The organism is Streptomyces sp. ISL-94, from assembly GCF_018614075.1.
GTDB lineage: Bacteria > Actinomycetota > Actinomycetes > Streptomycetales > Streptomycetaceae > Streptomyces.
The window spans coordinates 13113-34041 of the sequence record NZ_JAGGOZ010000005.1 but is presented as its reverse complement, the minus strand read 5'-3'; the positions used below and the strand labels follow the sequence as shown (position 1 = coordinate 34041).

Annotated in this window: 17 protein-coding genes; 7 read left to right on the top strand and 10 right to left on the bottom strand. The window is 74.2% G+C overall.

Features of this window, described 5'->3' with window-relative positions; all coding sequences use genetic code 11:
• Positions 1 to 135: 135 nt before the first annotated feature.
• Genes J7E94_RS01320 through J7E94_RS01310 form a run of 3 tightly spaced genes read left to right on the top strand, consistent with a single transcriptional unit; the run spans position 136 to position 4213 of the window.
• Entirely contained in the window at positions 136 to 2253 is a 2118-nt protein-coding gene (locus J7E94_RS01320) for a putative cobaltochelatase (protein WP_215011519.1), read from the top strand.
• Positions 2253 to 2852, top strand: a complete 600-nt coding sequence (cobO, locus tag J7E94_RS01315) for a cob(I)yrinic acid a,c-diamide adenosyltransferase (protein WP_215011517.1) — start codon at positions 2253 to 2255, stop codon at positions 2850 to 2852. The genes J7E94_RS01320 and cobO overlap by 1 nt, the downstream gene beginning before the upstream one ends.
• A complete protein-coding gene (locus J7E94_RS01310; protein ID WP_215011515.1) occupies positions 2846 to 4213 on the top strand; it encodes a cobyrinate a,c-diamide synthase in 1368 nt (455 codons plus the stop codon). Before cobO ends, J7E94_RS01310 begins: the two co-directional genes overlap by 7 nt.
• Positions 4214 to 4215: 2 nt before the next feature.
• Here the strand turns inward: J7E94_RS01310 and J7E94_RS01305 are convergent, their stop codons facing one another.
• Entirely contained in the window at positions 4216 to 4941 is a 726-nt protein-coding gene (locus J7E94_RS01305) for a ZIP family metal transporter (RefSeq protein ID WP_215011513.1), read from the bottom strand.
• 193 nt (positions 4942 to 5134) lie between these two features.
• Here J7E94_RS01305 and cobC point away from each other — a divergent pair, with 193 nt between their 5' ends.
• Both cobC and J7E94_RS01295 read left to right on the top strand, forming a co-directional pair.
• Entirely contained in the window at positions 5135 to 6556 is a 1422-nt protein-coding gene (gene cobC / locus J7E94_RS01300) for an Rv2231c family pyridoxal phosphate-dependent protein CobC (RefSeq protein WP_308344353.1), read from the top strand.
• Positions 6557 to 6718: 162 nt separating this feature from the next.
• Positions 6719 to 7960, top strand: a complete 1242-nt coding sequence (locus tag J7E94_RS01295) for a CapA family protein (protein ID WP_215011508.1) — start codon at positions 6719 to 6721, stop codon at positions 7958 to 7960.
• Positions 7961 to 8038: 78 nt separating this feature from the next.
• On the opposite strand, the gene J7E94_RS01290 is transcribed toward J7E94_RS01295, so the two are convergent.
• Positions 8039 to 8962 (bottom strand): SCO1860 family LAETG-anchored protein, encoded by a 924-nt coding sequence (locus tag J7E94_RS01290; protein ID WP_215011506.1) that lies wholly within the window; start codon positions 8960 to 8962, stop codon positions 8039 to 8041.
• Positions 8963 to 9288: 326 nt separating this feature from the next.
• Positions 9289 to 10383 (bottom strand): amidohydrolase family protein, encoded by a 1095-nt coding sequence (locus J7E94_RS01285; RefSeq protein ID WP_215011504.1) that lies wholly within the window; start codon positions 10381 to 10383, stop codon positions 9289 to 9291.
• A gap of 64 nt (positions 10384 to 10447) precedes the next feature.
• On the opposite strand from J7E94_RS01285, the gene J7E94_RS01280 reads away from it, so the two are divergent.
• The gene (locus tag J7E94_RS01280; protein WP_215011502.1) at positions 10448 to 11527 is read left to right on the top strand and encodes an aminotransferase class V-fold PLP-dependent enzyme; all 1080 of its coding nucleotides are present in this window, start codon (positions 10448 to 10450) and stop codon (positions 11525 to 11527) included.
• A 68-nt stretch (positions 11528 to 11595) separates the two neighbouring features.
• Here J7E94_RS01280 and J7E94_RS01275 read toward each other — a convergent pair whose 3' ends face one another.
• From J7E94_RS01275 to J7E94_RS01245, 7 genes are all read right to left on the bottom strand, one after another.
• Positions 11596 to 12651 (bottom strand): aminotransferase class V-fold PLP-dependent enzyme, encoded by a 1056-nt coding sequence (locus J7E94_RS01275; RefSeq protein WP_215011500.1) that lies wholly within the window; start codon positions 12649 to 12651, stop codon positions 11596 to 11598.
• Between the two features lie 69 nt (positions 12652 to 12720).
• Positions 12721 to 13428 carry a DsbA family oxidoreductase gene (locus J7E94_RS01270; RefSeq protein ID WP_215011498.1) on the bottom strand — a complete coding sequence of 236 codons (708 nt, stop codon included), beginning with the start codon at positions 13426 to 13428 and terminating at the stop codon, positions 12721 to 12723.
• A 65-nt stretch (positions 13429 to 13493) separates the two neighbouring features.
• Positions 13494 to 13988, bottom strand: coding sequence for a GNAT family N-acetyltransferase (locus tag J7E94_RS01265; RefSeq protein WP_215011496.1), 495 nt, complete (start codon positions 13986 to 13988; stop codon positions 13494 to 13496).
• 63 nt (positions 13989 to 14051) lie between these two features.
• Positions 14052 to 15500, bottom strand: coding sequence for a penicillin-binding protein 2 (locus tag J7E94_RS01260; RefSeq protein WP_215011494.1), 1449 nt, complete (start codon positions 15498 to 15500; stop codon positions 14052 to 14054).
• Between the two features lie 62 nt (positions 15501 to 15562).
• Positions 15563 to 16240 (bottom strand): response regulator transcription factor, encoded by a 678-nt coding sequence (locus J7E94_RS01255; protein WP_215011492.1) that lies wholly within the window; start codon positions 16238 to 16240, stop codon positions 15563 to 15565.
• Positions 16237 to 17457 carry a sensor histidine kinase gene (locus J7E94_RS01250; RefSeq protein WP_374224366.1) on the bottom strand — a complete coding sequence of 407 codons (1221 nt, stop codon included), beginning with the start codon at positions 17455 to 17457 and terminating at the stop codon, positions 16237 to 16239. The genes J7E94_RS01255 and J7E94_RS01250 overlap by 4 nt, the downstream gene beginning before the upstream one ends.
• Positions 17458 to 18196: 739 nt before the next feature.
• On the bottom strand, positions 18197 to 18979 hold the full coding sequence (locus J7E94_RS01245) for an IclR family transcriptional regulator (RefSeq protein ID WP_215011490.1): 783 nt from the start codon (positions 18977 to 18979) through the stop codon (positions 18197 to 18199).
• Between the two features lie 127 nt (positions 18980 to 19106).
• Between J7E94_RS01245 and J7E94_RS01240 the strand changes: the two genes are divergently transcribed.
• The gene (locus J7E94_RS01240) at positions 19107 to 20666 is read left to right on the top strand and encodes an aldehyde dehydrogenase (NADP(+)) (protein WP_215011488.1); all 1560 of its coding nucleotides are present in this window, start codon (positions 19107 to 19109) and stop codon (positions 20664 to 20666) included.
• Positions 20667 to 20929 lie beyond the last annotated feature (263 nt).

Genomic DNA, 20929 nt, shown 5'->3' with positions numbered 1-20929 from the left:
AAGGGCGGGTAGGGGACTGCCTCGCGCAGCGGCCACCCGCCCCCGAGCCGCGCGCCCGCCCGCTCCGGATCACCCCGCCCGCCCCGACTCCCGCCCGCGCACGCATACCCGTACACACGAAGGAGGGGCCCCCGTATGAGCACGCCCTACCCGTTCACCGCAGTGGTCGGCCAGACCGACCTGCGGCTGGCGCTCCTGCTCAACGCCGTGAGCCCGGCGGTCGGCGGCGTCCTCGTGCGCGGCGAGAAGGGGACGGCCAAGTCCACCGCCGTCCGCGCGCTGTCGGCGCTGCTGCCGCAGGTGGACGTCGTGCCCGGCTGCCGGTTCTCGTGCGCGCCCGGCGCGCCGGATCCGGCCTGCCCCGACGGCCCGCACGAGCCCGGCCCGGGCCAGGCCCGGCCGGCCCGCATGGTGGAGCTGCCCGTCGGCGCCTCCGAGGACCGGCTCGTCGGGGCCCTCGACATCGAACGGGCCCTCGCGGAAGGCGTGAAGGCCTTCGAGCCCGGGCTGCTCGCCGACGCGCACCGCGGGATCCTGTACGTCGACGAGGTCAACCTGCTGCACGACCACCTGATCGACCTCCTCCTGGACGCCGCCGCGATGGGCGCCTCGTACGTCGAGCGCGAGGGCGTCTCCGTCCGGCACGCCGCCCGGTTCCTGCTCGTCGGCACGATGAACCCGGAGGAGGGCGAGCTGCGGCCGCAGCTCCTGGACCGCTTCGGGCTGACCGTCGAGGTCGCCGCCTCCCGCGAGCCCGCCCAGCGCGTCGAGGTGGTGCGCCGCCGGCTCGCCTACGAGGACGACCCGGCCGGTTTCGCGACCCGCTGGGCCGATGACGAACGGGACGTACGGGCCCGGGTGGTCGCCGCGCGGGCCCTGCTCCCCAAGGTGGCGCTCGGCGACACCGCACTGCTCCAGATCGCCGCGACCTGCGCCGCCTTCGAGGTCGACGGCATGCGGGCCGACATCGTGATGGCCCGGACCGCGACCGCGCTGGCCGCGTGGGACGGGCGGACCGACGTACGGAAGGAGGACGTACGGCAGGCCGCGCTGCTGGCGCTCCCCCACCGGCGCCGCCGCAACCCCTTCGACGCGCCGGGCCTGGACGAGGACAAGCTGGACGAGATCCTGGACCGGTTCGACGACGATGAACCGGAGCCGGAGCCGGAGCCGGATCCCGATCCCGAGCCGGGGCCCGAGGGCCCGGACGGCGGTGACGGGGGCGACGGCGGCGGTCCCGACGGGGGCGGCGCAGTGCCCCCGCAGGGCAGCGGCCCCCAGGCGTCCGACACCCCGCCGGAGCCGGAGTCCACCGAGAGCGCCCCCGCGGACGCCCCCGAGGCCCCGCAGCCCTCCGCCCAAGGAGCCGGCGGGCCCGAACAGGCCGCAGTACGCGCCTCCGAGCCGTTCCGGACCAGGATGCTGAGCGTGCCGGGGCTCGGTGAGGGCGCCGCCGGGCGGCGTTCGCGCGCCCGCACCGCGCACGGCCGGACCACCGGGGCCCAGCGTCCCCGGGGCCACCTGGGCAAGCTGCACCTGGCGGCCACCGTGCACGCGGCCGCCCCGCACCAGAAGGCGCGCGGGCGCAGCGGCCCCGGCCTGGTGATCCGCAAGGACGACCTGCGCCAGGCCACGCGGGAGGGCCGCGAGGGCAACCTGGTCCTCTTCGTCGTCGACGCCTCCGGCTCGATGGCCGCCCGGCAGCGCATGAGCGCGGTCAAGGGCGCCGTGCTGTCGCTGCTGATGGACGCCTACCAGCGCCGGGACAAGGTCGGCCTGATCACCTTCCGGGGAGCCACGGCCGAGCTGGCCCTGCCGCCCACCTCCTCGGTGGACGCCGCCGCGACCCGGCTGGAGCGGCTGCCCACCGGCGGCCGCACCCCGCTCGCCGCGGGGCTGCTCAAGGCCCGCGAGGTGCTGCGGATCGAGCGGTTGCGCGATCCCTCGCGCCGGCCGCTGCTCGTGGTGGTCACCGACGGGCGGGCCACCTCGGCCGGTGCCGTCGGCGGGGACCCGCGCGCGCTCTCGGCGCGCAGTGCCCGGCTGCTCCAGGCCGAAGGGGTCGCATCGGTGGTCGTGGACTGCGAGTCCGGGCCGGTCCGGCTGGGGCTGGCCGGGGTGCTCGCCGCCGACCTCGGCGGACCCGCCGTCACGCTCGACGGGCTGCGGGCCGACTCGCTGGCCGGGCTCGTGAAGAACGTACGTACCGCAGTGGCATCTGCCGCATCCGACACCAACAGGAGGGCCGCGTAATGCCTCAGGGACAGCCGTCCGTCGTTCCGGACGACGGACTCACGACGCGCCAGCGCCGCAACCGTCCGCTCGTCTTCGTCCACACCGGCCCCGGCAAGGGCAAGTCCACGGCGGCCTTCGGGCTGGCGCTGCGCGCCTGGAACCAGGGCTGGCCGATCGGGGTGTTCCAGTTCGTCAAGTCGGCGAAGTGGAAGGTCGGCGAGGAGAACGCGCTCAAGGTGCTCGGCGCCTCCGGCGAGGGCGGCTCCGTCGTCTGGCACAAGATGGGCGAGGGCTGGTCCTGGGTCCAGCGGGACGCGCAGCTCGACAACGAGCAGGCGGCCAAGGAGGGCTGGGAGCAGGTCAAGCGGGATCTGGCCGCCGAGACGCACCGGCTGTACGTGCTCGACGAGTTCGCGTACCCGATGCACTGGGGCTGGATCGACGTCGACGAGGTCATCGAGGTGCTGCGCAGCCGTCCCGGGACCCAGCACGTGGTGATCACCGGCCGCAACGCGCCGGAGAAACTGCTGGAGTTCGCGGACCTCGTCACCGAGATGACCAAGGTCAAGCACCCGATGGACGCCGGCCAGAAGGGCCAGAAGGGCATCGAGTGGTGACCTCGTTCAACGTTCCCCGGCTGGTCGTCGCCGCGCCGTCCTCCGGCAGCGGCAAGACCACCGTGGCCACGGGGCTGATGGCGGCCTTCTCGGAACGCGGCCTCGCGGTGTCCCCGCACAAGGCCGGGCCCGACTACATCGACCCCGGCTACCACGCGCTGGCCACCGGCCGGCCGGGCCGCAACCTGGACGCCTTCATGTGCGGGCCGGAGCTGGTGCCTCCGCTGTTCGCGCACGCGGCCGCCGGGTGCGACCTCGCGGTCGTCGAGGGCGTGATGGGGCTGTACGACGGGGCCGCGGGCCGGGGTGAGCTGGCGTCGACGGCGCAGGTGGCGAAGCTGCTGCGGGCGCCGGTGGTGCTGGTGGTCGACGCGTCCTCGCAGTCGCGCTCGGTGGCGGCGCTGGTGCACGGCTTCGCGTCCTTCGACCCGCAGGTGCGGCTGGGGGGCGTGATCCTGAACAAGGTCGGCTCCGACCGGCACGAGGCGATGCTGCGGGAGGCCCTGGAGGAGGCGGGGATGCCGGTGCTCGGCGTCCTGCGGCGGGCTCCCCAGGTGGCCGCCCCCTCGCGGCACCTGGGCCTGGTTCCGGTCGCCGAGCGGCGGGCCGACGCGCTCGCCGCGGTTTCGGCGTTGGCCGCGCAGGTCCGGGCGGGCTGCGACCTCGACGCCCTGATGGCCCTGGCCCGTACAGCCCCGCCGTTGTCCACCGACGCGTGGACTCCGGCGACTGCGCCGGCGCGCAGCCCCGGCCGGCGGCCGGTGATCGCCGTCGCGGGCGGGGCGGCGTTCACGTTCTCGTACGCCGAGCACGCGGAGCTGCTCACCGCGGCAGGGGCGGAGGTCGTCACCTTCGACCCCCTGCGGGACGAGGCCCTCCCCGAGGGAACCGCCGGCCTGGTGATCGGCGGCGGATTCCCCGAGGTGTACGCCCCCGAGCTGTCCGCCAACGAACCGCTCCGCGAGGCCGTCGCCCGCTTCGCCGCGGCCGGCGGCCCGGTGGCCGCCGAGTGCGCCGGGCTGCTGTACCTGGCCCGCTCGCTGGACGGGAAGCCCATGTGCGGGGTGCTCGACGCCGACGCCCGGATGTCCGAGCGCCTCACCCTCGGCTACCGCGAGGCGGTGGCGGTGTCCGACAGCGCGCTCGCGCCCGCCGGGACCCGGCTGCGCGGGCACGAGTTCCACCGCACGGTGATCGAGCCCGGCGCCGGTACGGCCCCCGCATGGGGGTTCACCCACCCGGACCGCCGCGTCGAGGGCTTCGTACAGCGGGGTGTGCACGCGAGTTATCTGCACACGCACTGGGCGGCCGAGCCGTCCGTCGCCCTGCGCTTCGCCGAAGCGGCGGCGGCCCGGCCGTGAGATCAGTCCGCGAGGCCCACCACGAGCCAGATCCCGGCCACGCCGCCCACCGTGCACATCAGCGTGGACAGGGCGGGGTGCTTGTGGTGCGCCTCGGGCAGGATCTCGGCGGCCGCCAGGTACAGGAGGACCCCTCCGAAGAAGCCGAGGTACGCGCCGAGCGGTTCCTCCGGAAGGGTGAACAGCAGAGTGGACGCCGCGCCCACCACCGGCGCGGCGGCGTCCGCGAAGAGCATCAGCAGGGCCTTGCGGCGGGCGTTCCCGTAGAGGCTGGTCAGGGTGTAGGTGTTGAACCCGTCGGCGAAGTCGTGGGTGATGACGGCCAGGGCCACGGCCACGCCCATGCCCCCGCCGACCTGGAAGGCCGCACCCAGCGCCACGCCGTCGGCGAGGCTGTGGCCGACCATCGCGGCGGCGGCCGTCAGCCCGACCTGAGGGACGCGGATCCCGTTCTCGGCGCCGTGCGCGGCCTGGCGTACGGCCAAGAGCCGCTCCACGACGTGCGCCACGAGGAATCCGGCCACGAAGAGCAGCAGGGCGAGGGGCACACCGAAGATCTCGGCGCCCGCCGCGTGGAGGGCTTCGGGGAGCAGGTCGAGGCCGACGACGCCGAGCATGAGCCCGCCGGCCAGGCCCAGCACGAGGTGGCGGCGGTCGGTGACGCGTTGCGCCGTCCATCCGCCCGCCAGGGTCATCAGGAACGCGCCCAGCGCCACCATCACGGCCATGTGCCCCTGAATACCGACTCCTCGCCCCGCGCGCACTTCCGCGCGCGGGCGGCCTGTGGCGGACTGTTGACGACGGACACGGCGGACGCGACGGACACGGCGGATGCCACGGGCACGACTGGCACGACTGACCGGTGGCGGTGACGGGCCGGTGACGGTGACGGTGACGGTGACTACGGAGGGAGGATCCCCGGTGGGCGAGTACGACGCGCAGCTGGTGGTCGGGGTCGGCGGACGCGCGGGGGTTTCCGTGGCGGAGGTGTGCGCCCTGGTCGAGGAGACGCTGCGGGGGGCCGGACTGGCCTCGGGGGCGGTGACGGCGCTGGCCACGGTGGACGCGAAGGCGGGCGAGCCGGGGATAGCGGGCGCGGCGAAACGTTTCGGCGTGCCCCTCCTCAGCTACCCCGCCGAGCAGCTGGCCGCGATCGCCGTGCCGCATCCCTCGGATGCGGCGCGCACTGCCGCCGGCACGCCCTCGGTGGCGGAGGCGGCGGCGCTCGCGGGAGGCGGGGAACTCCTCGTACCGAAACGGCGGTCGGTGGCGGCGACCTGCGCGGTGGCCACGGCTCAGGCGCACGACCTGCGCCACCACGGGGACGCGGAGGTGATGGACGCGGGCTCGGCGCTGGTGGACCTCGCGGTCAACGTACGGGCGGACACACCCCCGGAGTGGCTCAAACAGCGGATCGCGGCGTCCCTCGGGGATCTCTCCGCATACCCCGACGGCCGGCCCGCCCGCGCGGCGGTGGCGGATCGGCACGGGCTTCCGGTCGAGCGGGTGCTGTTGACGGCCGGGGCGGCGGAGGCCTTCGTGCTCATCGCGCGGGCCCTGGACGCCGTACGGCCGGTCGTGGTGCACCCGCAGTTCACCGAGCCGGAGGCGGCCCTGCGGGACGCCGGGCACCGGGTGGAGCGGGTGGTGCTGCGGGCGGCGGACGGGTTCCGGCTGGACCCGGCGGCGGTGCCCGAGGAAGCGGACCTGGTGGTGGTCGGCAACCCGACCAACCCGACGTCGGTCCTGCACCCGGCGGCGACGCTGGCCGCGCTGGCCCGCCCGGGCCGGATCCTGGTCGTGGACGAGGCGTTCATGGACGCCGTCCCGGGCGAGCGGGAGGCGCTCGCCGGGCGGATGGACGTGCCGGGGCTGGTGGTGCTGCGGAGCCTGACGAAGACGTGGGGGCTGGCGGGGCTGCGGATCGGCTACGTGCTGGCGGAGCCGGAGGTCATCGCGAAGCTGGCGGCGGCGCAGCCGCTGTGGCCGGTGTCCACGCCGGCGCTGGTGGCGGCCGAAGCCTGTGTGGCTCCGGCGGCGCTGGCCGAGGCGGAGGAGGCCGCACGGCGGATCGCGGTGGACCGGGCGCATCTGCTGGCCGGGCTCGCGGAGTTCGAGGAGATCACGGCCGTCGGGGTGGCGGAGGGGCCGTTCGTCCTGATCCAGGTGGCGGGCGGGGCGGAGGTCCGCACCCGGCTGCGCGCGCTGGGCTTCGCCGTCCGCCGCGGGGACACCTTCCCGGGGCTGGACCACTCCTGGCTCCGGCTGGCGGTCCGCGACCGGGCGACGACGGGCCGGCTGCTCCAGGCCATGGACCACGCCCTTTCGCTGGCCGCGCGCTGACCCTGGCGGCCACCGCCCGAGCCGCGCGCCGTCCCGCGCGCCGCGAACGGCATCACCCGCATGGCCTACCTACGGTGGCTCCGGGGGCGGGGGCTGGGAAAGATCCCCCGCATCAGCACATCGGCACATCGGCACATCGGCACATGACATCGGGGGTTGGGAATGAAGGCATCCGCCAAGATAGGCGCGGCCGTGGCCGGGCTGGCCGTCGTGGGCGGCGGGATCCTCGCCGTGCCACGGCTCCTGGACGGCGACGGCGACGGCCGCGCGCCCGCCTCGTCCGAGCAGCGGCTCCAGGCCAAGCCGGACCAGGCCGAGCCCTCCGCGGCGGCGAGCGCCGCCCCCGCCGGGCAGCCGTTCACCCTGGTGGCGACGGGCGACATCATCCCGTACCCGTCGATCGTCCAGCGGTCGGCTGACGATGCCGGACAGAGCGGGGAGTACGACTTCCGCAAGATACTCGCCGGGGTCAAGCCCCTGGTCTCCGCCGCCGACCTGGCGATGTGCCATCACGAGATACCGTACGGGCGGCCCGGCGGCCCCTACACCGGCTACCCGACCTTCAAGGCCCCCCATCAGCTGGCCGACGCCCTCAAGGACGCCGGGTACGACAGCTGTTCGACCGCCTCGAACCACACCCTGGACGACGGCTACGACGGTGTCGCCCGCACCCTCGAACACCTCGACCGGGTCGGCGTCGGGCACGTCGGCTCGGCGCGCAGCGCGCAAGAGGCCACGGCCCCGGCGCTGCTCTCGGCCGGCGGCGCGAAGGTCGCCCAGCTCTCGTACACGTACGGCACGAACGGCATTCCGCTCCCCCAGGACAAGCCGTGGGCCGTCAACCTGCTCGACAAGGAGCGGGTCATAGCCGACGCCCGCGCCGCCCGGGCGGCCGGCGCGAACGTGGTGGCGGTGAGCGTCCACTGGGGGACCGAGTGGCAGACCGCGCCCGATGAGCAGCAGCGCGAGCTGGCGCAGGCGTTGACCGCCTCCCGCGGCGCCGACGGCCTCCCCGACATCGATCTGATCCTCGGCACCCACAACCACGTGCCGCAGCCCTACGAGAAGATCAACGGCACCTGGGTGGTCTTCGGCATGGGCGACCAGGTCGCCAGCTTCGTACCGGCCGACAAGCTGCGCGGCAACCAGTCGTCCATCCCCCGCTTCACCTTCGCCCCGGCGGCCGCCCACACGGGCCGCTGGGAGGTGGTGAAGGCCGAATTCCTCACGCAGTACTCGGACATGGGGCCGCCGTTCCGCGTCGTCTGCGCCTCCTGCGCGGCCTCGGACAGCACGCTCCCGGCCGCCAAGCGCAGCGAGTACGCCCGGATCGACGAGCAGGTCACCGCCACCGTGATGTCACGCGGCGCGGCCGCGCAGGGCCTGGAGCACGCCGCCCGCTGAGCGACGGGCGGTCCGGCGGGCACGCCGCCCGCTGAGCACTCCCCTCCGTGTGCTCCTCGGGCGGCGCCCCCGGCGTCGCTACGAGGCCCTGCCCCGCCGGGACACGACGAGCGCGCCCGCCCCGATCCCGAGCAGGATCAGCGCGCCGCCCGCGACGTACGGGGTCAGCGAACCGCCGCCGGTCTCGGCCAGGTTGGCGTTGGTGGTGGTGACGCCGGGCCCGGTCCCCGTCCCGGTCTGGGGCTTGACGTCCGGCTTCGCGGGCGGGGTCGGCGCCGGCCCCGTCGGGGACTCGCAGTGCGCCTCGGCGAGTACGAGTTCGCCCTCCACCTCCGCCACGTTGAGCTTCAGCGGGTTCACCGACACCTTCAGGCGCAGCGCGGCCGCGGCGGCCGTGGTGGAGGTGGTCTGCGTGCCGGACAGCTCCAGGCTGACCAGGCCCACGCCCGGGACCTCGACCTTGGTGGGGCCGCCCGCCGACAAGGTGGTCCTCTTGCCGAGCGCGGTCACCGTCCCGAGGACGTTCGCGCTGGCCACCGGCTGCTTGCCCGCCTCACAGACGGCCTTGGAGGTGACCTTCTCCACCTCGATGAGCGAGAGCGCCGGCAGGCCCGGCACGTGCACCCGGGCCTTGGCGAGGTTGGCCTCCGCCACGGCCCGGGTCTTGTCGGCGGTCGCCTTGGAGGTGGCCACGTCGGCACGGAGCACGCTGACCGGCGCTCCCCCCTCGACCCCGTCCAGGGTCACCGTCAGCGCCGTCTTCTCGGCGGCGGCCGCCGGGGCGCTGACCTCGTTGAGGGTCGCCTTCAGCGGGATGTGCACGGTCTTGTTGAGCAGGCCCACGTCCAGTCCGGTGCGCAGGACGACGGCGCCGGCCTTGCCCTCACTCCCGGCACCGGCACCGCCGCCGCCCGTGGCGGAGGCGGGCGGCGCGGTGAGCAGGGCTACCGCTCCCGTGGCGAGCAGGACGGCCGCGGGCATGCGGAAGGTGTTGCTGTTCAAGGTGGTGGAACCCCCGGGGAGATGGGTGCCGTCGCGCCGCCGATGGGGGACATCGCGGGCGCCGACGGCTTCGTCCCCGGAATCTTTACGCACTGAGAGTGAACGGGTGGCAACCTGCCGTGAGTTCACCCCAAAGGGTGGTTTCCATGCATCTATTCGATTTTCTCCGCCTCATGAAGAACGTGAGTGCTCCCTTTTCACAGAGTCGCCGGACCCCGGCTCACCGCGGGGGCGTTCACAACGACCGAGGGACCGCCTGTGTCACGCGACGTCAACCCGGCATCAGTCCGGGGGGAGTTCGGCGACGGACAGTGCGGGCGTGGCGCTCAGGCCCGTACCGTGCCGTTCACGACGACCCGCAGCGGCTGCGCGAGCGCCCGTACGTCCTCCCGCGGATCGGCGGCGTACACCACGAGGTCCGCCGGCGCCCCCTCGGTCAGACCCGGCCTGCCGAGCCACGCGCGGGCCGCCCAGGCCGTCGCCGAGAGGGCGTCCAGCGGCGGGATCCCGGCCTTCACGAGCTCCGCCACCTCCGCCGCGACCAGGCCGTGCGGCAGGGAGCCTCCCGCGTCGGTGCCGACGTAGACCTGGATGCCCGCGTCGTAGGCGGCCCGGACGGTGTCGTACCGCTTCTCGTGGAGCCGCCGCATGTGCGCCGACCAGTCGGGGAACTTCGCCTCGCCGCCCGCCGCCAGCTTCGGGAACGTCGCGGTGTTCACGAGCGTCGGGACGATCGCGACCCCCCGCTCCGCGAACAGCGGAATGGTCTCCTCGGTGAGGCCGGTGGCGTGCTCGATGCAGTCGATGCCCGCCTCCACCAGGTCGCGCAGCGAGTCCTCGGCGAAGCAGTGGGCCGTCACCCGCGCACCCAGCCGGTGCGCCTCGGCGATGGCCGCCTCCACCTCGGCGCGCGGCCAGCAGGCGGCCAGGTCCCCGGCCTCGCGGTCGATCCAGTCGCCGACCAGCTTCACCCAGCCGTCGCCGCGCCGCGCCTCGCGCCCCACGTACGCGACGAGGTCGGCGGGCTCGATCTCGTGGGCGTAGTTGCGGATGTAGCGGCGGGTGCGCGCGATGTGCCGGCCGGCCCGGATGATCTTCGGCAGGTCCTCGCGGTCGTCGATCCAGCGGGTGTCGGACGGCGATCCGGCGTCGCGGATGAGGAGGGTGCCGGCGTCCCGGTCGGTCAGTGCCTGGCGCTCGGCGGTCGCGGCGTCGACCGGACCGTGGGAGTCCAGGCCGACGTGGCAGTGCGCGTCGACCAGTCCGGGCAGGGCCCAGCCGGTCACGGTGGTGATCTCCCGGGCGGCACGCGGGCGCTCGTAGGAGATCCGGCCCCCGACCACCCAGAGCTCGTCGCGGACCTCGTCGGGCCCGACCAGCACCCGCCCCTTCACGTGCAGCACATCGCTCACATCGCTCATGTCGGCACTGTACGTGCGGGCTCGGTACGCTCGGCGGGTAACCCCGGACGAAGAGAGCACCACCGTGACGCACCCCCTCCTGGACCTCCCGCCGCTCACCGCGGAGCGCTTCGCGTCGATCGAGCAGGGGGTCGCGGACCTGCTCGCCACCCGGCAGGACGTGGTGATCACCCAGGGCGAGGCGCTGCTGCCGCTGGAGGGGTGCATCCGGTCGGGCGCCCGGCCCGGTTCGACGGCGCTGAACATCGTCACCGGCCCCTACGGGACCACCTTCGGCACCTGGCTGCGCCACTGCGGCGCCACGGTGGTGGACCTGGCGGTCCCCTTCGACACGGCGGTGACGGCGCAGCAGGTGGCGCGGGCGCTGGCCGGGCACCCGGAGATCGACTTCGTCTCGCTGGTGCACGCGGAGGCGGCGACCGGCAACACGAACCCGGTGGCGGAGATCGGCGAGGTCGTACGGGCGCACGGGGCGCTGTTCATGCTGGACGCGGTCGCTTCTGCGGGCGCGGAGCCGCTGCTCCCGGACGCGTGGGGCGTGGACCTGTGCGTGATCGGCGCGCAGAAGGCGATGGGCGGCCCGGCGGGCGTGTCCGCGGTGTCGGTCTCGGAGCGCGCGTGGGCCCGGTTCTCGCAGAACCCGGCGGCGCCGCGCCGCTCGTACCTCTCGCTCCTGGACTGGAAGGAGCGCTGGATCGACAGCGGGCGGCACACCTTGCCGCACGCGCCGGCGCAGCTGGAGATGCTGGCGCTGGATGCCTGCCTGGACCGGATCGCGGCGGAGGGGCTGTCCTCGGTGACGGCCCGCCACGCGGCCGCCGCGGCGGCGACCCGCGCGGGCGCGGCGGAGCTGGGGATCGCCCCGTATGTGGGCCGGGCCTCGGAGGCGGCGCCGGTGGCCACCACCCTGCGGGTCGCGGACGCCTCGCTCGTAGTGGCCAAGGCCCTGGCCGCGGACCCGGCGGCCCCGCTCGCGGCGGGCGGCGGCGCGCTCGCGCAGGAGATGGTGCGGGTCAACCACTACGGCACGGCGGCGGCGCTGCCCGTGGTCCGGGCCTCGCTGACGGCCCTCGCGGCGGCCCTGGGGGCCGAGCCCGGCACGGCCCTCGCCGCGGCGGACTCGGCCTGGGCGGCCGCGGCCTGAGCCGGCTCGCCCTCTCGGGCCCCGGTCTCAGCCCCGGCCGGAGCCGGCTCGCTCCTTCAGGGCCCCGGTCAGGAGAGGGCGTCGAGGAGCCGGTCCACGTCCGCCTCGGTGGTGTAGAGGTGGAAGGAGGCCCGCAGGGCGCCCGCGCGGGCCGAGGTGGCGATGCCGGCTGCCTGGAGGGCGGGCTGCCGGTCGGCGAGCCCCGGCACCGAGACGATGGCCGCCCCGCCGGGCACCGGCTCGTGGCCGAGGCGGGCGAGGCCGGCCCGGTAGCGGTCGGCCAGGGCGGTGTCGTGGGCGTGGATGGCCTCGATGCCGATCCGCTCCAGCAGGGCCAGCGAGGCCTCGGCCGCGTGGTAGGCGAGGAAGGCGGGGGACTCGTCGAACCGCCACGCGTCGTGGGCCAGTTCGCGCATGGGCCCGTAGGTGGCGTCCCACATCGACTCCGCCGCCACCCACCCGGCGTGCAGCGGGGTCAGGGTGTGCTGGGCCTCCTCCGACACGGTCAGGTACGAGGCCCCGCGCGCGCCGAGCAGCCACTTGTACCCGGCGGTGACCGTGTACTCGTACGGGGAGGCGTCGAACGGCATCCAGCCCGCCGCCTGCGTCGCGTCCACCAGCATCCGGGCCCCGTGCGCCGTGGTCGCCGCGCGCACGGCGGCCAGGTCCGCCATCCGCCCGTCCGCGGATTGCACGGAGCTCAGCGAGACGAGTGCGGTGTCCCGGCCGACGGCCTCGGCGAGGGACTCCAGCGGTGCGAAGCGGACCTTGAGGTCGCCCCGCAGCACGAAGGGGTTGATCACGGAGGCGAAGTCGCCCTCCGGGCAGAGGACTTCGGCGCCGGGCGGGAGCGACGCGGAGACGAGGCCGACGTGCGTGGCCACGGCCGAGCCGATGGCGACCCGTCCGGGATCGACGCCGACGAGACGGGCGAAGGCCGCCCGGACCCGGTTCACGCGGTCGAAGTCGCCGAATCCGGCAGGGGTTCCCGCCCCCATGGCCTCGGTCAGCTCGCGTACGGCCGCGACGGCTGAACGCGGGAGCACCCCGCAGTTGGCGGTGTTCAGGTAGACGGTGGAGTGGGCGAACTCGGCACGGGCCGCTTCGGCGAGGTCAAGATCCATGGTTCAACTCTGCGCCAGGAAAGACCCAAAGTCCATTGCCGAGTTATCTGCGCGCCACCCAAGAGATCCTTATACGTGCGGGACGGCACACGCCCCGTCGGGCTCGCACGCCTCGGCGCCGGCGGCCGGTTCGGGCACCTCGCGCCCGGCCCAGGCCTGCTCCAGTGCGCGGGTGAACACCTCGGCCGGCTGCCCGCCGGAGATCCCGTAGCGGCGGTCGAGGACGAAGAACGGCACGGCGTTGGCGCCCAGTTCGGCGGCCTCGCGCTCGTCGGCCCGGACCTGGTCGGCATAGGCGGCGTCGTCGGCGAGGACCGCGCGGGCCTCGGCCTCGTCCAGCCCGGCCTCGACGGCGAGCGCGACCAGCACCTCGGGGTCGAAGACGGACCGCTCCTCGCCGAAGTTGGCGCGGTAGGCCAGGTCCAGCAGCTCCTCCTGGAGGCCCCGGGCCTCTGCCAGGTGCAGCAGGCGGTGGATGTCGAAGGTGTTGCCGTGGTCGCGTCCGTCGATCCGGTACTGCAGACCCTCGGCACGGGCGCTCGCCGCGACGTGCTCCTCCATACCGCGGGCCTCTTCGAGGGTGCGGCCGTACTTCTTGGCGAGCATCTCGGTGACGGGCGCGGTGACGCCCTTGGCGGCGTTGGGGTCGAGCTCGAAGGACCGGAAGACGACCTCCACCTCGTCGCGGTGCGCGAACTCGGCCAGCCCCTTGGTGAAACGGGCCTTGCCGATGTAGCACCAGGGGCAGGCGATGTCGCTCCAGATCTCGACGCGCATGATCCTTCTTCTCTCCGGGTCCGGTGAATGAAACAGTTCCCGCTTCAACGACCTGGGGGTTCGTCTCATTCCCCGGACGGCGGCGGGGGCACCGAGAGCCACAGGACGCGGTGGGAGCCGGAGGCGGTGGCATGCGGGTCCGGGAGCCAGCCGTGGGTGGCGTAGAAGGCCTGGGCGCGGAGGTTGTGGGCGTAGACCTCGAGGCGGACCCGGCGGATTCCGGCGCGGCGCCAGGCGTCGAGGCAGGCGGCGTGGAGGGCGGCTCCGGTGCCCTTGCGCCAGTGGGCCGGGTCGACGTGGAGCTGGGTGAGGGTGGTCTCGCCGTCCGCGGTGCGGAAGGCGGCGACCCCGGTGAGCTCGCCGTCCTGCTCGGCGCACAGGACCCCGCCGTCGGCCTGGGCGCGGGCGACGGCCCGGGACCAGCCCTCGCGGGTGCGGGCGAGCTCGGCCGCGCCGCTGTAGGCCTCCTCGGGAATGCGGCCCTTGTAGTAGGTCGCGCGGGCCCGGGTGTGGAGGGCGGCGATCGCGTCGAGGTCGTCGGGGCGCGCGGTTCTGATCATGGAGGGGGAAACGCGCCGGGAACCGTGACGGTTCCCGGCGCGCCGGCCGCACGGCCCGCGCGGCTACTTCTTCAGCCACGCCTCCATCATCTTCTGGGCGATGGGGGCGGCCAGTCTGCCGCCGCCGATCTCGGAGCGGTCCGTGTCGGAGTTCTCGATCACGACGGCGACGGCGATCTGCTTGCCGTCCGCCTTCCCGTACGAGGTGAACCAGGCCAGCGGCGGCAGGCTGTTGTTCACACCGCGCTGCGCGGTACCGGTCTTGCCGCCCACCTCGGCGCCCGGCACCCGGGCGCTCTTGCCGCCTCCCTCGGTGGCGACCGTCCGCATGGCGTCGCGCAGCATCGAGGCGGTCTTCTCGCTCATGACCTGCTGGGTCTTCGGGTCCTTGAAGCTCTCCAGGACGTTGCCGCCGGCGTCGGTGACCTCGGAGACCATGTGCGGGGCGACGAGCTTGCCGCCGTTCTCGATCGCGGCCGTCACCATCGCCATCTGGAGCGGGGTGGCCTGCACGTCGAACTGGCCGATACCCGTCTGGGCGACCTGGTCGACCGACATCTTCTTCGACGGGTACTTGCTCGGCGGGTTGGTGCGGACCGGGGTGTCGATCTGCGTGTTGAAGCCGAGCTTCTCGGCCATCGCGCGCATCTTGTCCTGGCCCAGCCTGTGCGCGAAGTCGGCGAAGACGTTGTTGCAGGAGAGCTTGAGGGCGGTGCGCGGCGAGACGTTGTTGCACATCTCGTCGGAGACCTCGCTCTTCAGCTTGGTCCTGGTGCCGGGGATCGTGTAGTCGCCGGGAACGGAGGTGTTCTGGTCGATGGAGGAGACCAGCCCGTTCTCGATCGCAGCGGCGAGGGTGACCAGCTTGAAGGTGGAGCCGGGGGCCTGCGGCTTGCGCAGGGCGACGTTCTCCATCGCCTTGCCCTTGTCGGCGGACAGCTCCTTCCAGGCGTCCTCGTCGTTGGCGCCCGTGATCCGGCCCGGGTCGTAGGAGGGGTTGTTGACGACGCCGAGGATGCGGCCCGTCGAGGGGTCGATGGCGACGGCGGCGCCCTGCTTGCCCTGGAGCGCGTCGTACGCGGCCTTCTGCACGTCCGGGTCGATGGTGGTCAGGACGTTGCCCGGGGCGGCCCGCTTGTTGGTGAGCATGTCCATCATGGTCTTCAGCCGGCTGTCGGAGCCGTTGAGGATGTTCTTGTAGACGCCCTCCAGCATGCTCGTGCCGAAGGCCTGAGAGCTGTAGCCGGTGATCGGCGCGTAGAGCGGGCCGTTGGTGTAGGTCCGCTTGTAGCCGAAGTCCTTGCCGCCCGTCTTGGTGGAGCCGGTGATCGCCTCCCCGCCCACGATGATGTTGCCCAGCGGGTTCTCGTACTGCCCGATGAGGTTTCGCCGGTTGTTCTTGTCGTCTGCGAGGGCCTGGCCTTGGTAAGCCTGCACCCAGGTGACACGGACCAGCAGGGCCAGCACCAGAAGCAGACAGAAGACCGACGCACGCCTGATCGTCTTGTTCATCCCCCAGAAGGACGCACCAGCCGCACCAGGCGTTCCGCTCTGCCCCGATTGTGGCGGGGTTCTCAGCTTTTCTTCATGAAGCCTCCCTCGTAGGCCGCGATGACGGCCTGGGTGCGGTCGCGCGAGCCGGTCTTGGCGAGGACCGCCGCGACGTGGGTCTTGACCGTCTGCGGACCGACCCCGAGGCGCTCGCTCATCTCGTGGTTGGACAGTCCGGTGGCCATCAGGCGCAGGACGTCGGCCTCCCGGTCGGTGAGCCGGGCCACCCAGGGTGCGGCGGGCGGGGCGCCGGCCGTATGCGCCGCGGCGAGGGAGCGGACGGCGGCCGGGAAGAGCAGCGAGTCGCCGCGGGCGACCAGCCGCACCGCGCCGATCAACTCGTCGGGGTCGGCCCGCTTGAGGAGGAAGCCGCAGGCTCCCGCCCGCAGGGCGCCGTAGACGTAGGAGTCGTTCTCGAAGGTGGTGACGACCACGATGCGGGGCGGCTCGGCCATCGTGGCGAGGATCTGCTCGGTCGCCCGGATCCCGTCGATCTCGGGCATCCTGACGTCCATCAGCACCACGTCGGGCGCCAGGGAGCGGACCAGCGGCACGGCCTCGGCACCGGTGGCCGCCTCGCCCACGACCTCGAGGTCGGCTTCGGCCTCGAGGATGACCCGCAGGGCGGTGCGCACCATCCGCTCGTCGTCGCAGAGCACGATGCGCAGGGGCGGCCGGACCGCCGGTGCCGGTGCGCTCATCGGTCGCCTCCGGCGAGCGGCAGCACGGCCCGCAGCCGCCACCGGCCCTCGTGCGGGCCGGCCTCGACGCTGCCGCCGAGAAGCGCGGCCCGTTCGGCGGCGCCGCGCAGCCCGCGGCCCCCGGTGGTGCGGGGCTCCCGGTCCTCCGGTGCGGCGGGCGGATTGGTCATGGTGATCTCCAGTTCACGGTGTCCGGTCGCTTCCCGGCCCTGGACGCGGATCCGCAGTTCCACCGGGCCCGCGCCGTGGCGCAGTGCGTTGCTGAGGCCCTCCTGGACGATCCGGTACGCCTCGCGGGAGGCGATGGCCGGAAGGCCCTCCCAGTCCCCGGCGGGTCCGGGGTCCTGGTGAACGGTGACGGGGGTGCCGCCGGCCCGGGTGCGGGCCAGCAGCCCGTCGAGGTCGGCGGCGAGGGTCGGCGCGGGCGCGGCGTCCGGCCGGGCCGGGTCCCCGTCCCGCAACAGGCCCAGTACGGCGTCCAGCTCGCCCACCGTCCGCCGGGTGGTGTCCTCGATCGCGGCCAGCGCCTCCCGTACGAAGGCGGGGTCGCTGTCGAGCACCCGGCGGGCGGCCACCGCCTGGAGGGTGACGGCGCTCAGCGCGTGCCCGACCGCGTCGTGCAGCTCCCGGGCGAGCCGGTTGCGCACGGCCAGGTCGGCGGCCCGCTCCTCGGCCGCGGCCAGCCGGTCGGCGGCCGTCGGCCCGAGCAGTACGGGCGCCAGCCGGGCCAGCAGCGCCCCGGCCCCGGCGGCGCACAGGGCGAGCCCGGCCAGCAGCCCGGCCCCGAGCAGAGGGGCCAGGTACGGGTCGGCGCCCGTGCTGAACCAGCCCACCTCCAGCTGCGCCTCGCGCAGCCCGTGCACGAACGGCAGCGCGATCAGCACCACCGCCATGGGCGGCACCGCGAGGGTGAGCCCGCTGATCACCGCCCCGATCCCCAGGTGCAGGGTCCCCGCCGCCGCACCGATCCAGGCGAGGCCCAGCGGCCACCGCGCCGGAAGCGCACCACCGCGGGCCAGGAGCACGGCCGCCACTCCGGCGGCGAGCGCGCACATCCCGTGGAGCGCGGACACCAGACCCCTCTCCGCGGTGTACGCGGCCGCGCTCCCCGCATCCAGCCCGGCGGTACCGCCGCAGGCCCAGTACACGTACAGCACCGCTGTCACCAGGCCGGCCGCCGCCGCGGCTGCCGCCACCACCCCCGTGGATGACGGCAGCCTCTCCCCCGTCACGCCCTGCCACCGCCGGCCCCAGCGCTCCCGCGCATAGGGCACGAACAGAACGGCCAGGGCGAGTCCTTGGACCGTGAATCCGGTGTAGACGACGTTGAACACCCAGGGGTCCAGGAAGGGCTCCCGCACCGCCTCCGCGGCGGGATCCGCCCCGAAGCCCAGTGCCCGTATCAGCAGTTGGCCCGGGAAACCGAGGAGGATCGGAGTCAGCAGTCCGGTCGCGGCGAACACCGGGACGGTGAGCGTCCAGGACGGCACCCGTATGCCCCAGGGCCTGGTGAGCACCAGTACGAGCAGGATCACGCAGGCGTCCATCGCCACCGTGACGGCATTCGCCGCGATGAGGAACGGCTCCGGGTCCAACAGCACGCTGCCGTCCGGTATCCCGATCCGGCTCCCGGCCAGCCAGGCGGTCTTGAGCAGCAGATACGGCACGGTGGCGGCCAAGGCGACCGCCCGCAGGATCTGCCGCCCGGTTCCCAGGCCGGGGGCCGAACGCTGAGTCTCGTACGTCGATGGCTGAACTGCTCGTGTGGTCATGACTCAACGGTCCCGTGTCCGCCGCCCCGCCACCTCCCCCTCCAAGGGGAACCGCCTCCCCCGGGCGGGGGAGGAACCACCGCCTCCGCCGCCCTGCAGGCGCCTCACATCCGTCGCGTCACATCCGCCACGCCACAATCCGCCGCCCCCGCAGCCGCCCCGCAGCCGCCCCGCAGCCGCCGCGTCACATCCGCCGCGTGACCGCCGACAGCCGGTCCCGTGCCTCGAACAGCGCCGCCATGATGGTCTGTTCGTGCCCCGTCGTCAGCCGCGCCACCGGCACCGAGCAGCTCACCGCGTCCCGCGCCGGCGTCCGGTACGGCAGCGCCACCCCGAAGCAGCGAAGCCCGAGCGTGTTCTCCTCCCGGTCCACCGCGTAGCCCTGCTCCCGCACCAGCCCCAGCTCCTCGATGAGCTGCTCCCGGTCGGTGATGGTGTGCTCGGTGACCGCTTCCAGCCGCCGCGGCAGCAGCCCCCGCACCTCCTCGTCCGTGTGCGTGGCCAGCAGCGCCTTGCCCAGCGCCGTGGAGTGCACCGGCAGGCGCCGCCCGACCCGGGTGAAGGGCCGCAGGTAGTGCTGGGACTGGCGGGTCGCGAGGTACACCACGCTCGTCCCGTCCATCCGGGCCAGGTGGATGGTCTCCGTCGTGTCGTCGGAGAGCCGGTCCAGGGCGGGCCGGGCCGCGGCGACCACCTCGTCGCCGTCGATGTACGAGCTGCCGACCAGCAGCGCCCGTACGCCGATGCCGTAGCGCGTGCCCGTCGCGTCGGTCTCCACCCACCCCAGGTTCACCAGCGTGCGCAGCAGCATGTACAGGCTGGACTTGGGCAGGGAGAGGTCGTTCTGGATGTCGGCCAGGCTGTGCAGCCCGGGCCGTGCCGCGAAGTGTTCCAGCAGCAGGACGGTCCGGACCGCCGATTTGACCGCCGCCGCCTGGGCCGTGGGCCCCGCCTCGGTCGTCGTCATGCGCGCGCTTCCCCTCTGGTCGCCTCTTGTCACGCGGAGGACGCGGAAATAGAGTCCGCAGCAGATGTGATCATCCATCCACCGGAACGGCGTTCAGAATACTGAACGATCCAGGAGGCAGCGGGTCATGACGACGACACCAGTCTGGAGTGTGGACCCCCGCACCGGGAAGCAGCGCGAGCAGGTTGCGGTGGAGGCCACGCCCCGGGAGGTGGACGAAGCCGTACGGACCGCCCACGCGGCCCGCGGCGCGCTCGCCGACGCCGGCGCCCGCGCGGCCTTCCTGCGCACGGCCGCCGCGCTGCTCGACGAGGCCGCCGCGCACGTCATCGAGGCCGCCGACGCCGAGACGGCGCTCGGCCCGGGCCGGCTCACCGGCGAGCTGGCCCGCACCACCGGCCAGCTGCGCGCCTTCGCCGACGCCGTGGACGAGGGGGCCTACCTCGACATCCGGATCGACCGCGCCGATCCCTCCCTCAGCCCCCCGCGCCCCGAACTGCGCCGCTACAAGGTGCCGCTCGGCGTGGTCGCGGTCTACGCCGCCTCCAACTTCCCGCTCGCCTTCTCCGTCCCCGGCGGGGACACCGCGAGCGCGCTGGCCGCGGGCTGCCCGGTGGTCGTCAAGGCGCATCCCGATCACCCCGCCACCTCCGAGCTGTGCGCCTCGCTGCTGCGCCGGGCGGCGGTCGCCTCCGGGCTGCCGGCCGACGTGGTCTCCGTGGTCCACGGGTTCGACGCCGGCCTGGAGCTGATCCGCCACCCGCTGGTGGCCGCCGCCGGATTCACCGGGTCCATCCGGGGTGGGCGGGCCCTGTTCGACGCGGCCGCCGCCCGGCCCGTGCCGATCCCCTTCCACGGGGAACTCGGCTCCCTCAACCCCGTCGTGGTCACCCCGGCCGCCGCCGCCGAGCGCGCCGAGGAGATCGGTACGGGGCTCGCGGGCTCAGTCACCCTCGGCGTCGGCCAGTTCTGCGTGAAGCCCGGCCTGGTCCTCGTCCCCGAGGGCGCGGACGGCGACCGGCTGACGGCTGCGCTGACCAAGGCGCTCGGGGAGACCGAGCCGGGGGTGCTGCTCGACCACCGGATGCGCGACAACTTCGTCGCCGGCGTCCGCGAGCGGGCCGCGCTGCCCGGCGTCACCGCGCCCGTCACCCCCGGCTCCGGCGGGGAGCACACCGTCGGGGCGGGCTACCTGACCGTGCCGGCCGGCCTGCTCGTCGATCCCTCCGAGGGCGCCGAGGATGCCGGGGCCGCCGACCGCCACTCCTACGAGGTGCTCCTGGAGGAGTGCTTCGGCCCGGTGACCGTCGTCGTCCGGTACGCCGACCAGCGCGAGGCGGCCGCGGTGCTGGACCGGCTCTCCGGGAACCTGAGCGCCACCCTCCAGTTGTCGGAGGCCGAGACCGAGGGCGCGCCGGGCCCGGCCTCCGAGCTCATCGCCCAGGTCACGGGGCTGGCGGGCCGGATCGTGGTGAACGGCTGGCCGACCGGGGTCGCCGTGGCCCCGGCCCAGCACCACGGCGGCCCCTACCCGGCGGCGACCTCGCACTCCACCTCTGTGGGCGGGACCGCCATCGAGCGCTGGCTGCGGCCCGTGGCCTACCAGTCGGTTCCGGACGCCCTCCTTCCGGCCGAACTGCGCGAGGCCAACCCGCTGGGGCTGCCGCGCCGGGTGACGGGGGGTTGACGAAGTCCTGGCCCGCGCCGCCTGGCGCCGTCCCTGCGACGGCCGGTGCCAGCGCCGGGCCACCGCAGGGCTGCATTAGCTCGATTGGGTGGTTGTCGGATTGGCGGCTTGCGGGGAGTGGTGCTCGGTCGGGTGGCGTCGGTGGTGCGATCTGGGACGCCGGGTGCGGTGCCAGCGTGCGGGGCCCCTGCTCCACCGGAGTGATGGTTCAGGGCCTCCCCGTCGCCTTTGGCCGTGCCCACTTGGCCAGGTCGTTAGGGAAC